The organism is Haloimpatiens myeolchijeotgali, from assembly GCF_042688525.2.
Classification (GTDB): domain Bacteria; phylum Bacillota; class Clostridia; order Clostridiales; family Clostridiaceae; genus Haloimpatiens.
In genome coordinates, this window is record NZ_JBHWAB010000001.1 from 1,576,009 (window position 1) to 1,590,704 (window position 14,696).

The following is a 14,696-nucleotide window of genomic DNA, read 5'->3' on the forward strand; positions in this document are numbered from 1 at the left end:
AATATATAAGTATAGAGTATAATCAACTGGATTTTATACTTCATAAGTGAAATGGGATTTATACAATATGTGACTTTATTCTTACTCAGTGGAGTTGATAATAGCATAAGAATTATATATAATTATAGTTCTAGTATAAAAATAAATAGATAGTGAGGTTTTTTAATGGGTAAATCGTTATTTATTACAGAAAAACCTTCTGTAGCAATGGAGTTTGTAAAATTATTAAATGTAAAAGGTAGCAGGAAAAATGGTTATATAGAAAGTGACAGAGCTATATTTACTTGGTGTGTTGGACATTTAGTTACTATGAGTTATCCAGAGGCATATGATGAAAAACTAAAAAGGTGGTCTTTAGATACATTACCTTTTTTACCTAAAGAATATAAATATGAGATAATTCCTAGTGCAGCGAAACAATTTAATATTGTAAAACAGCTTTTAGTTAGAGAAGATATAACTATTATATATGTTTGTACAGACTCTGGTAGAGAAGGAGAATATATATATAGGTTAGTAGATATGATGGTAGGGGTAAAGAATAAAGATAAAAAGAGAGTTTGGATAGATTCTCAAACAGAGGAAGAAATTAAGAGAGGAATAAAAGAAGCAAAACCTCTTTCTGAGTATGATGCCCTTGCACATTCTGCTTATTTAAGAGCAAAAGAAGATTATTTACTGGGACTTAATTTTTCTAGATTATTAACGCTTATATATGGAAAAACTATTTCAAATACTCTAGGTAGTGAAAAAACTGTAGTTGCAGTGGGAAGAGTTATGTCTTGTGTACTTGGAATGGTAGCAAGTAGAGAAAGAGAAATAAGAGATTTTAAAGAAACACCGTTTTATAAGATAGTAGCAAGTTTTAAAGTAGACGATGATTTAATATATGAAGGTGAATGGAAGGCTGTTGAAGGTTCATCTTATTTTGAATCAACATTATTATATAATGATGGAGGATTTAAAAATAGAACAGATGCAGACAAATTGATAGATAAATTAAATGTGGAAAGTGAAAATAATGATGTATTAGTTGAACGAATAACAAAAAAGAAAGAAAATAAAAAAGCACCATTATTATTCAATTTAGCAGAGCTTCAAAATCAATGTTCTAAAAGGTTTAAGATTAATCCTGATGAGACTTTAAGTAGAATCCAGCAAATGTATGAGAAAAAAATGCTTACATATCCTAGAACAGATGCAAGAGTGTTATCTAAAGCTGTAGCAAAAGAAATTCATAAAAACATAAAGAAATTGACTGTTCATAAAGTAGAATCTGAAATTAGTGGAATTGCAGAAAAAATACTAAATGAAAAATGGTATAAAGGTTTGGAAAAAACTAAATATGTTAATGATAAAAAGATAACAGATCACTATGCTATAATCCCAACTGGAGAAGGGCTTGGAAATTATAATAAATTAAATGATTTAAATAAAAAAATATATGATTTAATTGTAAGAAGATTTTTAGCCATATTTTATCCAGATGCTCAATATAGCAAAATATCTGTTGTAACTAAGATAGAGAAGGAATTTTTTTATACATCCAATAAGGTATGTATAAAAAAGGGATATTTAGAGGTATTAAATGATCAAAAGAGTAAAAAATCGGATAAGGACATGAGTTTTTTAAATAATTTAAAAAAAGGTCAAAAAGTGAATGTTAATAACTTAAATGTAAAAGAAGGAAAGACTTCACCACCAAAAAGATATACATCAGGATCTATGATTATTTCTATGGAGAACGCAGGAAAGCTTATTGAAGATGAGGAACTTCGTGAACAAATAAAAGGTTCAGGAATAGGAACAAGTGCTACAAGAGCTGAAATACTTAAAAAATTGGATAGAATTGAATACATAAAGACAAACAAAAAAACTCAAGTAATAACTCCAACATTAAAAGGAGAAATGATTTATGAAGTTATAAAAAGATCTATTCCTAGTTTATTAAATCCAAAACTCACTGCTAGTTGGGAAAAAGGACTTAATATGGTGGCGCAGAATGAAATACAACCTGATATATTTATGAATAAACTTGAAGATTACGTAAAGAAAAATATAACTAAAGTATTAGATTTTAATAAAGTAATTAATGGACAAAAAATGTTTTCAAGAGTTATTAATGATAACAAAATTAAAGTTGATGAAAGTAAAAATGATAATATATTAGGTATATGTCCTTTCTGTAAAAATGGTCATATAGTAAAGAATAGTAAAGGATATGGCTGCAACAATTGGAATAGTGGTTGTAAATTTTTCATAGGAAAAATTTGTGAAAAAAATATTCCTCCAGAACAAATAAGAAAATTGATAAGAAATAATAAAACTGATATGATAACAGGATTTAAATCAAAAAAAGGTAATATTTTTAATGCAAGACTTGTTTTAAAAGATAATAAAATAGAATTAAGTTTTCAATAAATATATGGGGAAATTTTAATTTTTAAAATTTCCCCATATATTTTTTTACTGAGAAGGTAAGTTTTCAACAAAATATTCGTCAATAATTTTTTCTGCCATTCTTCTCCTGATATTAGATTCATTTATTAAAGTTAATACTGTAACAACAATTCTGTATAAATCAATATTCTCATCAGGTGAATCGTTAGTCTTATCTTTAATCAAATTTAATAGTTGGGAAAACTGATTTTTAAAATCATTCCCTTGAATGCTTTTAATATCAAGGAATGTTTGATATAGTGAATCTAGTTTAATATCTTCATTTTCTTTTAGATTTTTTACTATGTCATTAAATAGCAAGCTTATATCATTTATAGAAAGACCTTGTTTTAAATTATATATTAATATAAGTAATATAATATGTTCCTTTGAATATTTTTTACGAGATGGAGGCATAAGTATTTTAGATTTAGTATAGTTATTTATCATTGTCTTAGTTAATATTTTATCTTTATCATTTCTTTTCAAGTGATTTAAATTATTTTCAAATAGAGTTATTATTTGATCCATATATAAATCTAATTGAGGTATGTCAGAAAGTTTTATATCTTTATTTAAATTTAAATCTTCTACAAGAGAAGTCAAAGTTTGTTCATCAAAATTCATTGAAGTCACTCCTAATACAAATAAATTTATTAATTGTTGTTCTAATTGTAATCTATTTATAGAAAAACTTCAACACATAGTATTGTATACTATATATTGTATATAATATTATATAGAAATGGAATTTGAAAGAAAATTGCATAAAAAGTAAGAATTATTGAATTAGTTAACCATAAATGGTTGTAACAAGGATATTTAAGAGTTAACATTGTAACTTCTATGTGATAACATTTTAATATAACAACACGTAGTATTGAAAACTAGATGCTAAAGTAATGAAAAAGTGAGGGGATTAAAGTGATAAGAAAATTTAGAGAACCCGTAAGTGGTTTAACTCATATGTTGGGAGCTATAGTATCTTTAATAGGCATGATATTACTTATTTTTTATGCAAGATCAATTCCAAATGTGCATATTTTAAGTATAGTAGCAGTTATAATATTTGGGTTAAGTTTAATAATGCTATATACAGCAAGTACTGTATATCATTTAATAAAAGCTAAAGACAATGTGATTAAAGTTCTTAGAAAATTAGATCATTCAATGATATATGTATTAATAGCAGGAACATATACTCCAATATGCCTCATAACTCTTCAAGGAAAATTAAGATGGATAATGTTTATTAGTATATGGACTTTGGCTTTAGCTGGTATATTACTTAAAATGTTATGTTTTAATATGCCTAGATGGATCTACACAATGTTTTATGTACTAATGGGATGGTTAGCTGTATTTTTACTTTCACCTATTTCAAAAACTATGGAAGCAAGAGGTATATTATGGATGGTTATGGGTGGAGTTCTGTACACTGTTGGAGCAGTTATATATGCAACAAAATGGCCTAAAATAACTTCTAAATATTTTGGATTTCATGAAATATTCCATTTGTTTGTATTGGCAGGAAGCTTTTGTCATTATTGGATGGTATTTAAATATGTATTATAAACAAGATAAATAAATCTTATATAAAATTATATATAGAAGTGTTTAATCATATCTTCAACTTATAGAATATAAGAGTTTTAGAGTGGTTAATATACTACAAAACAGATTTTAATCTAAATTATAGAATAAAATCTGTTTTTTTTGTTAAAATATTATTGACATATGCCCAAAACTGTATATAATAAAAGTATAGGGTATATGTTCAAAAATAAAAGGAGGTTTTTATTATGCCAAGATTTGATGGAACAGGACCTGATGGTAGGGGTCCAATAACAGGAAGAGGATTAGGCTATTGTAACACAACATATGAAACTGGTAATGCAACAGTAGTATATGGTGGCAGAAATAATTTTAGAAGAAATAATTTTGGAAGAGGATGCAGAGTAGGAGGATTTGGAAGACGTAATGGGTTTTGTAGGAGATCTTATTTTAATGGGTATAGTGATTCTTACGAAAAGGATTCGCTTGAAAGAGAAAAAGAGATGTTACAATCAAGATTAGCCAATATAAATGAATCCCTAGGTAAAATGGATAGTTAATAACTCAACTTTCGCAGTAAAAAAACTTGACCATAATAAACTATATATGATAAATTAAAAAATACCAATTATTTTTATATAATTGGTATTTTTTTTAATTCAATAGCAGAAATGGGGTTTTGCAAAAGATGAGTATTAAGTTAAAAGGTAAAGAAGTAATACAAAAATTAAAGGATAATATATTATTAGAGGTTGAAAATTTAGCATCAAAGAATATAATACCTACAATAGCAATTATTCAGGTAGGAAATAAACCAGAAGATATTTCTTATAGAAATAGCATAGTAAAAAAATTTAATTCTATGAAAGTAAAAACAGAAATTTACAGTTATGAAACAGAGATTTCTATGGAAGAATTCATGAAAAATCTCGAACAAATTAACCAAAATGAAGAAATACAGGGTATATTACTATTTAGACCATTACCAAAACATTTGGATTATGAAATAATAAAAACACATATCAATCCTGAAAAAGACATTGATTGTATGAATCCATATAATTTAGAAAAAATATTTGAAGGAAATATTAGTGGATTTGTACCATGTACTCCTAAAGCAGTAATGGAAATATTAAAATATTATCAAATTTCATTGGAAGGTTCGAATGTAGCAATTGTTAATAGAAGTATGGTTGTAGGAAAACCTCTTGCAATGATGTTACTTTCCGAAAATGCTACAATAACAATATGTAATTCTAAAACTAAAAATCTTGCAGAAATAACTTCAAATGCAGATATTGTAATAGCTGCAGTTGGAAAGCCACTTATATTTGGTAAAGAATATTTTAATGAAAATTCAATAGTTATTGATGTTGGAATAAATTTTAAAGATGGAAGAATATGTGGAGATGTAGATTATGATAATGTAAAAGATTATGTGAAGGCTATTACACCAGTTCCAGGAGGAGTAGGAGGAGTTACTACTTTAATATTACTTCACAATTTGATAATGGCATGTAAGGGAAAGGAAAATTAACAATTAATAACTCAACTTTCGCAGTACAAAAATACTGTCTAGCGAAGGGAAATGATATATTGCGTAAGAAACATTTGAACAAAGTTTACAAGTTCTTAGCTTTACGAATTTGAAAAAAGTCATTTTTCAATTACTGATTCCTATGGAATATTAATTAAAAAATCTTTTTTCAATATGAGTAAAGCTTAGAACTTGTTACTGAAGTGAAAGGTTTCTGAGCAAGATATCATTTCCCGCAGCGGTTGTTTTTCATCTGCGAAAGTTGAAACATTAATTATAATTATTATTTAAAGGCTTCCTGTTCTTATATCGATTTTTATTTAATGGCTCCAGTTTTTATTTGATTCCATTTTTCTCTTTTATAAGTCCTTTTCTATAGGCGATTAAAAGCATTTTTAAGTCTTTAATTTGTTTTTTTAATTCTCTACCAATATCAGTATCTGCTACTCTTTTTCTGCTAGCTGCATGTTCTAATATAATTGTCGAAGATAAAATATCTTTATTTTCTCTAATAGCTTTTTTTATAGATGAAAAAGGTTCATGTGATGTAAGTAAAAGGCCATAAGAATTATAAATTAAAGTATAACCTGCAATACCTGTTTGAGGCTGATAAGCTTTGCAGAAACCTCCATCTATAACTAGTAATTTCCCATTAGCTTTTATAGGACTTTCTCCTTTTTTGTTTTTACAGGAATATGTCCATTAATAATATGAGAGCAATCGGGATTTAAATTAAAATTTCTTAAAATATTATTGCAAATTTTTTCATTATCTCTATAATCATAATAATAGTCCTTTTTTTCTTTGTGAGTTTCTTTATCATTAATAAAGTATCTTTCAAAAGTAGTCATTCTAGCTTTACCAAATACTGGAGAATTAGGACCGCACCATAGATACCACAATATATCCATGCCATATGCTTTACATTTTTTATCATTTTTAAAAAAGTAAGCTTCACGAGCATATCTATCCAATATATCTAAAAGTTTTTTTCCACTATATTTTATACCACCAATTTCAACTGCTTTGCATGAACCATCTTCATTAAGTGGTATACAACCGTGATATAATAAATTAGAATTATATACAAGATACATACTACCTTTGCTATATATAAATTTAATATGTCGCTGTAATTTTTCACTATTTACAAAAGAATGAGTCAATTTGTCTATTATATTTTTTTCTTCTTTAGTTAATTCGTATGGATTACTCCAGTTGATAGTAGGGAAATTTGTATCATTTAATTTATAAGTCTTTCCATATAAGTTAATAGTACCTTTTTCAGCAAGTATTTTATCTAATAATAACCTATCATTCATTTTAAATTCATGGTGATTTTTTATGAGTTGTCCTTCTAATTTAAATTGAATAATAGAAATTGCTTTATGCATTTTTGAGAATAAAATAACATCATTTTCATTAAATTCTTTATCAATAATTCTTGGAGTAAAACCTTTGCAAGGATCATTTTTATATGTGCTCATTGCAAAAGTAGCAAGTGGAAGAAAATTTATTCCGTATCCATCTTCTATTGTATTAAGATTAGCATATCTTAAAGAAATTCTAATTACATTTGCAATACAAGCTTGTGAGCCTGATGCTGCACCCATCCATAATATATCATGGTTTCCCCACTGAATATCTAATGAATGATGCTGCATTAAAGCATCCAATATTATATCTGCTCCAGGACCTCTGTCGTAAATATCACCTAAAATATGAAGCCTATCTACAGCTAATCTTTGAATAACCTTAGATATTGCTATTATAAATTCATCAGCACGTTTTATGTCAATCATGGTTTCAATTATTCCATTATAATATTCTTGTTTGTTTTTTATATTTTCATCTTCATGAAGTAATTCTTCAATAATATATGCAAAGTCCTTTGGCAAAGCTTTTCTAACTTTAGAACGAGTATATTTTGAACATACTACTCTACAAAGTTCTATTAATCTATATACAGTGATTTTATACCAATCTTTTAAGTTGGTTTCATCTTTTTTTATTAATTCAAGTTTTTGTTCTGGGTAATAAATTAACGTAGCTAAACAAATTTTTTCATTTTCTCTTAAAGAATTTCCAAATACATCATTAATCTTACGTTTTATTACACCTGAAGCGTTTTTTAAAACATGAGTAAAGGATTCATATTCCCCATGTATATCACTAATAAAATGCTCTGTACCTTTAGGTAAATTCAAAATAGCTTTTAAGTTAATGATTTCAGTACTAGCTTCAGATATAGAATGATATTGCTTTGCAAGTAATGATAGATATCGCAGCTCGTTTTCAATTATTTCTACATTATTTTCTTCACAGAAGGTCATGAATTTTTTTCCTCCTTTATAATTATGCGCTACTATAAATATTATAGCAGTTTATTATATTTTGTACACTAATAAAACAAAATTTTTTCAATACATTAACACATTAGAACTAAATAGTATAGCACATTGGCTAACAAAGTAAATATCTATACTGTTAATTACATCTATAATAACAATAAATTTGTATAAAATGTTAAAAATGATATATAATATATATATATTATATTATTAGGTAAAAAATTAAATTAAAGTGTATATTTAAATAAAAAATTAAATTATATGTCTTATGGTTATGATTTTATTATTATAACTAAATTAAAATATTAAAGTGTATACAAAGATTAATGCACTTTAAGAAAGAAGGTATGATATATATTATGAAAGCTAAAGTGTTAAAAGAATATGAAGTTATGGAAGAAATGCTTAAACAAAAAAACATAAATGATGATTTGAGGGGGAAGATAATAAAAATCTATAATACTTTTAAATTCTCAGTACCAAAAAGCATACGTAATATATGTAGATTTAGGTATTATATGACTAAGAGAGAAGGATATATTAAAATGTACATTTATAATTATAGGGCATTCCTTTTACCATACGAACAAAATAAAGTACAAATTATATATCCACAAGATGAGATTAATACATTATATTCAATTATGTCTGAAAAGAGAATCAAACAATTATGTAATTTTTGTAAATTTAATACATTTCCATGCTATGTTTTATATTTAACAGTAGATGAAGTGTATAAATTTAAAAAAGAACACTGGAATTGTTTTAAAAATGCATGTATTTTAGCAGCTCACGCACCATATACAAAGATTGTTAAGGACACAGTTACTGTAAATTGGGGAAAAAGATTATAATATATAAAAAAGAAAGCAAAAAATGCTTTCTTAATATGAATTATAAAATTATAGTTCTAGTTTCATATCACCATATTTTATCCAACCATGTTTTCTCATTATTTCTGAGAAGATTAAAGTAAGTATAGCTGGAGCAATAAACTCTAATAAAATTATTTCAAATATTATTATTGATGAGGGCTTTAAGTTTTCCATGGCGGCCAAAGTACCTATAGGACCTACCAAACCACTTGTTCCCATTCCTGCTCCCATTGGATTGTTTTGTAATTTAAAAATAGTAGTAGCAATTGGACCTAATATAGCTCCAGATAAGGTTGGTGGTATTAAAATCAAAGGATTTTTAAAAATATTTGCTACTTGAAGCATAGAAGTTCCGAGTCCTTGTGAAATTAATCCAGCTACTTTATTTTCTCTATAACTAGCTACTGCAAATCCAACCATTTGAGCACAACATCCCATAGTTGCTGCACCAGCAGCAAGACCAGACATTTTAAGAGATATTGCAATAGCGGCACTGCTTATAGGTGCTGTAAGTGCTAATCCCATAAGAGAAGAAACAGCTATTCCCATAGGTATTGGATGAAGTGTTGTTGCTAAATTTATTACGTGACCTAAATCAGTCATAAACTCAGAAATATAAGGCCCTATAAACTTACCAGCTAAACAACCAGTTATTATAGTTACAGATGGAACTAATATTATATCTACTTTAGTTTTGTTTGATATTAGATTTCCTAATTCAGCTCCTACTACAGAGGCTATATAAGCACCAACTGGACCACCTAATGTATAACCGAAAGCTCCAACAGCAGCGCAAGAAAATATGGCAAGTGGGGCAGATTTAAATCCCCATGCAATAGCAACACCTATTGCAGAACCTACTACAGGTGATTTTGCAGAAATAATTTTTGAGAATTCATTTATAAAAGCCAATCCTGGTATTTTAGAAATTTGAGATAAAATTAATCCTATTATTAATGAAGAGAATAGTCCTAGTGCCATTGCACTTAACGCATCTATAAAATATCTTTTAAAAAACTTTTTAAATAAACTTTTAGTATCTTTCATTTTTATAACCTCCGTTATTATATATGTATATACACATGAATAGCACAATTATAACATGTGTAAAAAAGTTATACAACATATTATTTGCATAAGTATGAATTTATAACTGCAAAAAATATATAAAATAATATTAATAAGTCATATTTGCAAAAAAACACATTGATTTTATGTTTAAAATAGTGTATTATGTATTAAAATGCGTTAACTAATGATAGAAAGTACTATATTATACGTAAAATAACGAATTAAATAATAAAAATACAATTAAATATTTGTACCGTATATGCTAGATAATAAGGGTTTAGCGTTTCTACTAAGTAACCGTAAATTACTTAACTACGGGTGTTTATAATTATATAAAACTTACAATATATTTTATGGATTTAAACAATTTATATACAGAACATTGCCATAAATTGTATAATGAGTATGTTTAGTATAAACTCCCAAGAGTAATTGGGAGTTTTTTTTATGCAGTATGTGGTTTTGTTCTTCTTACCTATTATTTTTGTAAAGTAATTGGTGTTTAATATAAAAATTATTAACGGAAAGGAAGATATATAATGGAAAAATTAAAACAAAAAATTTTAAAAGATGGACAGGTTATAGAAAATAGGATTTTAAAAGTAGATAATTTCTTAAATCATAAGATTGATATTCAATTATTTAATGATATAGGAAAAGAATTTAAAAAGAGATTTCAGAATAAAGAAGTAACAAAGATACTTACTGCAGAAGTTTCAGGAATTGCTATTGCGGCTATTACTGCTCAATATTTTGATAATGTTCCTGTAGTATTTGCAAAAAAACATGATGCATCAAATTTAAATAGCAATACATATGAATCAGAAGTATATTCTTTTACTAAAAATAAGACTTATAAATTAAGAGTAGATAAAAATTATATAAGTTGTGAAGATAAAGTATTAATAATAGATGATTTTTTAGCTAGTGGTAGTGCTGCTAGTGCACTTATAGATATATTATATAAATCAAAGGCAGAGATTGTTGGTATGGGAATAGTAATAGAAAAGAACTTTCAAGGAGGAAGAAAATTAGTTGAAGAAAAGGGTGTAAAGCTTGAATCTTTGGCAATTATAGATAGCTTTGAAGATGGTGTAGTTAAATTTGTAAAATAAATAGAAGTTTTAATGGTGGTCATTGGATATATTATAATTTCTTAGTAAAGTTAAATATCGTCATAAGTAATATAAGTTTTTATTTTTTTTTATCTTAAAAGTTGCTATTGATTTAAAGCTTAAAATAATGATAAAATATAAAAGATAATAAAATAGATGTAAAAAATAGAAAAGGAGATATACTATGGATGAAAAAATTGTAAAAGCAAAAGAATTATTAAATGACACTTTATCAAGAATTGAAGTAATATTAGATGAAAAAAGTCCAACAGGGTTAGATAATGATATAACATGTAATGATTTAGATAAGTTAATTGAAGCGTTAGATAAGGTTTCTATTATTTTAGATAAATACTCAAAATAATAGTATGTAAAGAGTTGAAAATAAATAGTTAAAAAACTAGAATAACAAATGACAGGTGACAAGTTTAAGATAATAATTGTCATCTGTCATTTATAATTTGTGGATGTTAATATCTCAACTTTTGCAGGACAAAAATACTGCCTAGCGAAGGGAAATGATATATTGCGTAAGAAACATTTCAACAAAGTTTACAAGTTCTTAGCTTTATATCATTTTCCACAGAGACTATATTTCATGTGTGAAAGTTGAGTTAATATATAACTTTTGTTAAAAAAAGACCTTGTGATGGAGCTGTTGTGCCAGCTTTAGATCTATCTTTTATTTCCATAATTTTAGGTAGTTCATTTACATCAATAGTACCTAATCCAACTTCTATTAATGTTCCAACTATTATTCTTACCATTTTATATAAAAATCCATTACCGTGAATTATTATGTCTACATTTCCGCTATTTTCATTTATATCTAATGAATATATATTACGAACAGTAGATTTCTTTTTAGATTTTAAAGCTGTAAAACTTTTAAAATCATGTTCACCTATAAAAAATTGAGCAGCATTTCTCATTTTTTCTAAATTTAATTTTGCAGGTATATGATAAGAATATTTTCTAGTAAATACATCATGAATTTGATTGTTACATATTTTGTATGTATAAACTTTTTCTTTAACATTATATCTAGAATGAAATCTATCACTTATTTCGCAGACATTTTTAATAACAATATCTTTAGGTAAATATTTATTGCAGTAATCTAAAATATCATTTGGTGATATGTTACTATTAGTTTTAAAATTTGCTATTTGATTTTGTGCATGTACGCCTGCATCTGTTCTTCCAGATGCAATTACTTCAATATTTTCAGTTGTTAATTCACTTAATACTTTTTCAATTTTATGTTGAATAGTATTATCAGTATTACCAAGTCTTTGCCATCCTTTATATCTAGTTCCATCATATTGTATAGTTAGTTTAATATTTTTCATTATATAATTCCTCTCTTTTTATTAATACGGTGACTCAACTTTCGTAGGACAAAAATACTGTCTAGCGAAGGTAAATGATATATTGCGTAAGAAACATTTGAACTTGTTACTGAAGTGAAAGGTTTCTAAGCAAGATATCATTTCCCGTAGCGGCTATTTTTCACCTGCGAAAGTTGAGTTAGTTATTTTACAATTTATCTTATCATTAAATATATTATATGTCATCTATAATTTAATATAGTAGATATACTAATTTCAAATATTAAGAATAAGAACCATATATTAATATAGTTGACAATAATTTCAATGATTATTATAATGGAAGTAACAAATAAAAAACAGAAAATTTAAAAAAATTAAATTACGCCAATGTTTTTTTAGTCACTTTGTAGAGAAAACTAAAAAAAGGGGGAAAAAATAATGAATTACATTAATGCAATGAGAAGAGAAGAAAAGGGAAAAAAAGCTAGAAAGAATGGGTATATTCCAGGTGTTATTTATGGTAAGGATATAGAAGATAATTCTCCAGTTAAATTTAAAAAAGCTGAAATGCTTAAAATAATAAAAGCAGAAGGGGATAATGCTAAATTATTAATTAAACTTGATGGTGAAGAAAAATATGCCATAATAAAAAAAATTCAAAGAAATCCTTTGAATAGTGAAGAAATATATAATATAGACATACAAGTTGTTTTAAAAGATGAAGAGATTAAACAAAGTATTCCAGTTATATTCACAGGTAAACGTTTATTACAATCTAAAGGACTTTCATTACAAACTGTGTTGCCACAAATACAAGTTATTGCAAAGGCAATAGACATTCCTAAAAATATTATTATAGATGTGGGTCAAAAAAATAATGGAGAATCCATAAAAGCTAAGGAAATTGAAATGTGTGATGATGTTAAAATTGTTGAAGAACCAGAAGCAGTAATAGCTTCTATATTTTATCCAAGATCATAGTTAAAAAATAAAATATGAATAATAAAGTATAGTCAATAATGCCTTTCTGTTTTGGCAGAAAGTTTTAAAAAAATATATTTAAAAAATTCCCAAAGCTTTGCCTTGGGAATTTTTTATTATTTAAATTTTCAATTCTAATTTTTAACATTTTTCTGCTTCTGTTACCAATTCTTTAATTAATTCTTCAACAGAAACTATTTTATCAAGTTTATAAGCATTACTTCCACAGAATATTAATGCTTCATCTACATTACCATTAACTGCATTAATAAGAGCCTTGGAAATACAATAAGGAGTTTTGTTAGGATCACAAGGTTTTAAACAATTATAACATTTTTCTATAGGAAGATTATTTTTACCAAGATTTTTAATGAACGTATTATTAAGTGCTCTTCCTGGCATTCCTACTGGACTAGTTACAATCTTTATATCTTCTTTTTTTGCTTGTATATATGCATTTTTAAAGTTTATATGTGCATCACATTCATGAGTAGTTACAAATCTTGTAGCCATTTGTACTCCAGATGCACCAAGCTTAATAAATTTAGCAATATCTTTTCCATCGTATATTCCACCAGCAGCTATGACAGGAATAGTTTTATTGTATTTTTCTTCAAAAGGTTTTATTATTTTTAAAACATCTTCTACTATGTTTTCTAAATCAGGTTGAGAAGAGGAAAGAATGTCTTCTTTAGAAAAACCTAAGTGACCTCCAGCTTTAGGACCTTCTACGATTAAAGCATCTGGCATATAATCATATTTTCTAGTCCAAAGTTTAGTCATGATAGCTGCAGCTTTAGGTGAAGATACTATAGGAGCTATTTTTGTTTGTGAATTTTTCACAAGTAAAGGTAAACTAGTAGGTAAACCAGCACCACATATTATTAAATCAATTTTTTCTTTTACAGAAGTTTTAACTAAAGCTTCATATTCTTTAGCTGCTGTCATTATATTTACTCCTAAAATTCCTTTAGGACTTAATTTTTTTGCAGTTCTAATTTCTTTTATAAGAGCTCTTATATTAGCAGCTTTTGTATTAGTTTCAAAATCAGGTTCTTTAAATCCTATCTGAACTCCAGAAATAACACCTATAGCTCCTTGATTTGCAACAGCAGAAGCTAATTTAGATAATGTTACACCAATACCCATACCGCCTTGAATTATTGGAATACGAGCGGTTAGGTTTCCTATTTTTAAAGATGGTAGTTTCATTTAAATTTCTCCTTTATATTAAGAATGTCAAATATTTTGACTTTCAAAGTATTATAAAGAAAGTATAAATTATATAGATTACTTATGTCAAGTAATAGATACTAAAATAAGACTTGTGTGAGTAAATTATTTTATTAGTATTAATTTTCAGATTCTTAGACATTTATAAGAATAAAGTGGTATTATAGTATAGTTAAGTACATAAGATAAGGTTTAATGAAGAATGG

General features: G+C 26.4%; 12 protein-coding genes, 1 pseudogene and 1 riboswitch. Of the genes and pseudogenes, 8 read left to right on the forward strand and 5 right to left on the reverse strand.

The annotated features are described in order from the left end of the window. The first annotated feature begins 165 nt into the window (after positions 1-165). On the forward strand, positions 166-2,421 hold the full coding sequence (topB, locus tag ACFIJ5_RS07125; RefSeq protein WP_379805501.1) for a DNA topoisomerase III: 2,256 nt from the start codon (positions 166-168) through the stop codon (positions 2,419-2,421). A 45-nt stretch (positions 2,422-2,466) separates the two neighbouring features. Here the strand turns inward: topB and ACFIJ5_RS07130 are convergent, their stop codons facing one another. Beyond that, positions 2,467-3,066 (reverse strand): DUF1836 domain-containing protein, encoded by a 600-nt coding sequence (locus ACFIJ5_RS07130; RefSeq protein WP_379805503.1) that lies wholly within the window; start codon positions 3,064-3,066, stop codon positions 2,467-2,469. Positions 3,067-3,363: 297 nt separating this feature from the next. Here ACFIJ5_RS07130 and trhA point away from each other — a divergent pair, with 297 nt between their 5' ends. The 3 genes from trhA to ACFIJ5_RS07145 all read left to right on the forward strand — a co-directional run bounded on the left by trhA (position 3,364) and on the right by ACFIJ5_RS07145 (position 5,530). After that, positions 3,364-4,014 carry a PAQR family membrane homeostasis protein TrhA gene (trhA, locus tag ACFIJ5_RS07135; RefSeq protein ID WP_459253868.1) on the forward strand — a complete coding sequence of 217 codons (651 nt, stop codon included), beginning with the start codon at positions 3,364-3,366 and terminating at the stop codon, positions 4,012-4,014. A 227-nt stretch (positions 4,015-4,241) separates the two neighbouring features. Then, entirely contained in the window at positions 4,242-4,553 is a 312-nt protein-coding gene (locus ACFIJ5_RS07140) for a DUF5320 domain-containing protein (RefSeq protein ID WP_379805505.1), read from the forward strand. Positions 4,554-4,681: 128 nt separating this feature from the next. Next, the gene (locus ACFIJ5_RS07145) at positions 4,682-5,530 is read left to right on the forward strand and encodes a bifunctional 5,10-methylenetetrahydrofolate dehydrogenase/5,10-methenyltetrahydrofolate cyclohydrolase (RefSeq protein WP_379805507.1); all 849 of its coding nucleotides are present in this window, start codon (positions 4,682-4,684) and stop codon (positions 5,528-5,530) included. A 336-nt stretch (positions 5,531-5,866) separates the two neighbouring features. On the opposite strand, the pseudogene ACFIJ5_RS07150 reads toward ACFIJ5_RS07145, so the two are convergent. Continuing rightward, positions 5,867-7,863 (reverse strand): annotated as a pseudogene (locus ACFIJ5_RS07150) (fructose-1,6-bisphosphatase). A 365-nt stretch (positions 7,864-8,228) separates the two neighbouring features. Between ACFIJ5_RS07150 and ACFIJ5_RS07155 the strand changes: the two are divergent. Then, the gene (locus ACFIJ5_RS07155; RefSeq protein ID WP_404661327.1) at positions 8,229-8,735 is read left to right on the forward strand and encodes a hypothetical protein; all 507 of its coding nucleotides are present in this window, start codon (positions 8,229-8,231) and stop codon (positions 8,733-8,735) included. Between the two features lie 48 nt (positions 8,736-8,783). On the opposite strand, the gene ACFIJ5_RS07160 is transcribed toward ACFIJ5_RS07155, so the two are convergent. Beyond that, the gene (locus tag ACFIJ5_RS07160) at positions 8,784-9,803 is read right to left on the reverse strand and encodes a PTS transporter subunit IIC (protein ID WP_379805511.1); all 1,020 of its coding nucleotides are present in this window, start codon (positions 9,801-9,803) and stop codon (positions 8,784-8,786) included. 257 nt (positions 9,804-10,060) lie between these two features. Continuing rightward, a riboswitch (purine riboswitch) is annotated at positions 10,061-10,162 on the forward strand. A gap of 204 nt (positions 10,163-10,366) precedes the next feature. Between ACFIJ5_RS07160 and ACFIJ5_RS07165 the strand changes: the two genes are divergently transcribed. Together ACFIJ5_RS07165 and ACFIJ5_RS07170 are read left to right on the forward strand one after the other, a co-directional pair. After that, positions 10,367-10,942, forward strand: coding sequence for a xanthine phosphoribosyltransferase (locus ACFIJ5_RS07165; protein WP_379805513.1), 576 nt, complete (start codon positions 10,367-10,369; stop codon positions 10,940-10,942). 184 nt (positions 10,943-11,126) lie between these two features. Further along, the gene (locus ACFIJ5_RS07170) at positions 11,127-11,306 is read left to right on the forward strand and encodes a hypothetical protein (protein ID WP_379805515.1); all 180 of its coding nucleotides are present in this window, start codon (positions 11,127-11,129) and stop codon (positions 11,304-11,306) included. A 250-nt stretch (positions 11,307-11,556) separates the two neighbouring features. Here ACFIJ5_RS07170 and truA read toward each other — a convergent pair whose 3' ends face one another. Continuing rightward, positions 11,557-12,294, reverse strand: a complete 738-nt coding sequence (truA, locus tag ACFIJ5_RS07175) for a tRNA pseudouridine(38-40) synthase TruA (protein WP_379805517.1) — start codon at positions 12,292-12,294, stop codon at positions 11,557-11,559. A 420-nt stretch (positions 12,295-12,714) separates the two neighbouring features. On the opposite strand from truA, the gene ACFIJ5_RS07180 reads away from it, so the two are divergent. Then, on the forward strand, positions 12,715-13,257 hold the full coding sequence (locus tag ACFIJ5_RS07180; RefSeq protein WP_379805519.1) for a 50S ribosomal protein L25: 543 nt from the start codon (positions 12,715-12,717) through the stop codon (positions 13,255-13,257). A 141-nt stretch (positions 13,258-13,398) separates the two neighbouring features. Here the strand turns inward: ACFIJ5_RS07180 and ACFIJ5_RS07185 are convergent, their stop codons facing one another. After that, positions 13,399-14,469: an NAD(P)H-dependent flavin oxidoreductase gene (locus ACFIJ5_RS07185; protein WP_379805522.1), complete on the reverse strand. Its 1,071-nt coding sequence runs from the start codon at positions 14,467-14,469 to the stop codon at positions 13,399-13,401. Positions 14,470-14,696 lie beyond the last annotated feature (227 nt).

Bases quoted from the DNA above. Each gene is read 5' to 3' on its own strand.
- topB (WP_379805501.1), top strand. From the start codon at position 166: ATGGGTAAATCGTTATTTATTACAGAAAAACCTTCTGTAGCAATGGAG.
- ACFIJ5_RS07130 (WP_379805503.1), bottom strand. From the start codon at position 3,066: ATGAATTTTGATGAACAAACTTTGACTTCTCTTGTAGAAGATTTAAAT.
- ACFIJ5_RS07140 (WP_379805505.1), top strand. From the start codon at position 4,242: ATGCCAAGATTTGATGGAACAGGACCTGATGGTAGGGGTCCAATAACA.
- ACFIJ5_RS07145 (WP_379805507.1), top strand. From the start codon at position 4,682: ATGAGTATTAAGTTAAAAGGTAAAGAAGTAATACAAAAATTAAAGGAT.
- ACFIJ5_RS07155 (WP_404661327.1), top strand. From the start codon at position 8,229: ATGATATATATTATGAAAGCTAAAGTGTTAAAAGAATATGAAGTTATG.
- ACFIJ5_RS07160 (WP_379805511.1), bottom strand. From the start codon at position 9,803: ATGAAAGATACTAAAAGTTTATTTAAAAAGTTTTTTAAAAGATATTTT.
- ACFIJ5_RS07165 (WP_379805513.1), top strand. From the start codon at position 10,367: ATGGAAAAATTAAAACAAAAAATTTTAAAAGATGGACAGGTTATAGAA.
- ACFIJ5_RS07170 (WP_379805515.1), top strand. From the start codon at position 11,127: ATGGATGAAAAAATTGTAAAAGCAAAAGAATTATTAAATGACACTTTA.
- truA (WP_379805517.1), bottom strand. From the start codon at position 12,294: ATGAAAAATATTAAACTAACTATACAATATGATGGAACTAGATATAAA.
- ACFIJ5_RS07180 (WP_379805519.1), top strand. From the start codon at position 12,715: ATGAATTACATTAATGCAATGAGAAGAGAAGAAAAGGGAAAAAAAGCT.
- ACFIJ5_RS07185 (WP_379805522.1), bottom strand. From the start codon at position 14,469: ATGAAACTACCATCTTTAAAAATAGGAAACCTAACCGCTCGTATTCCA.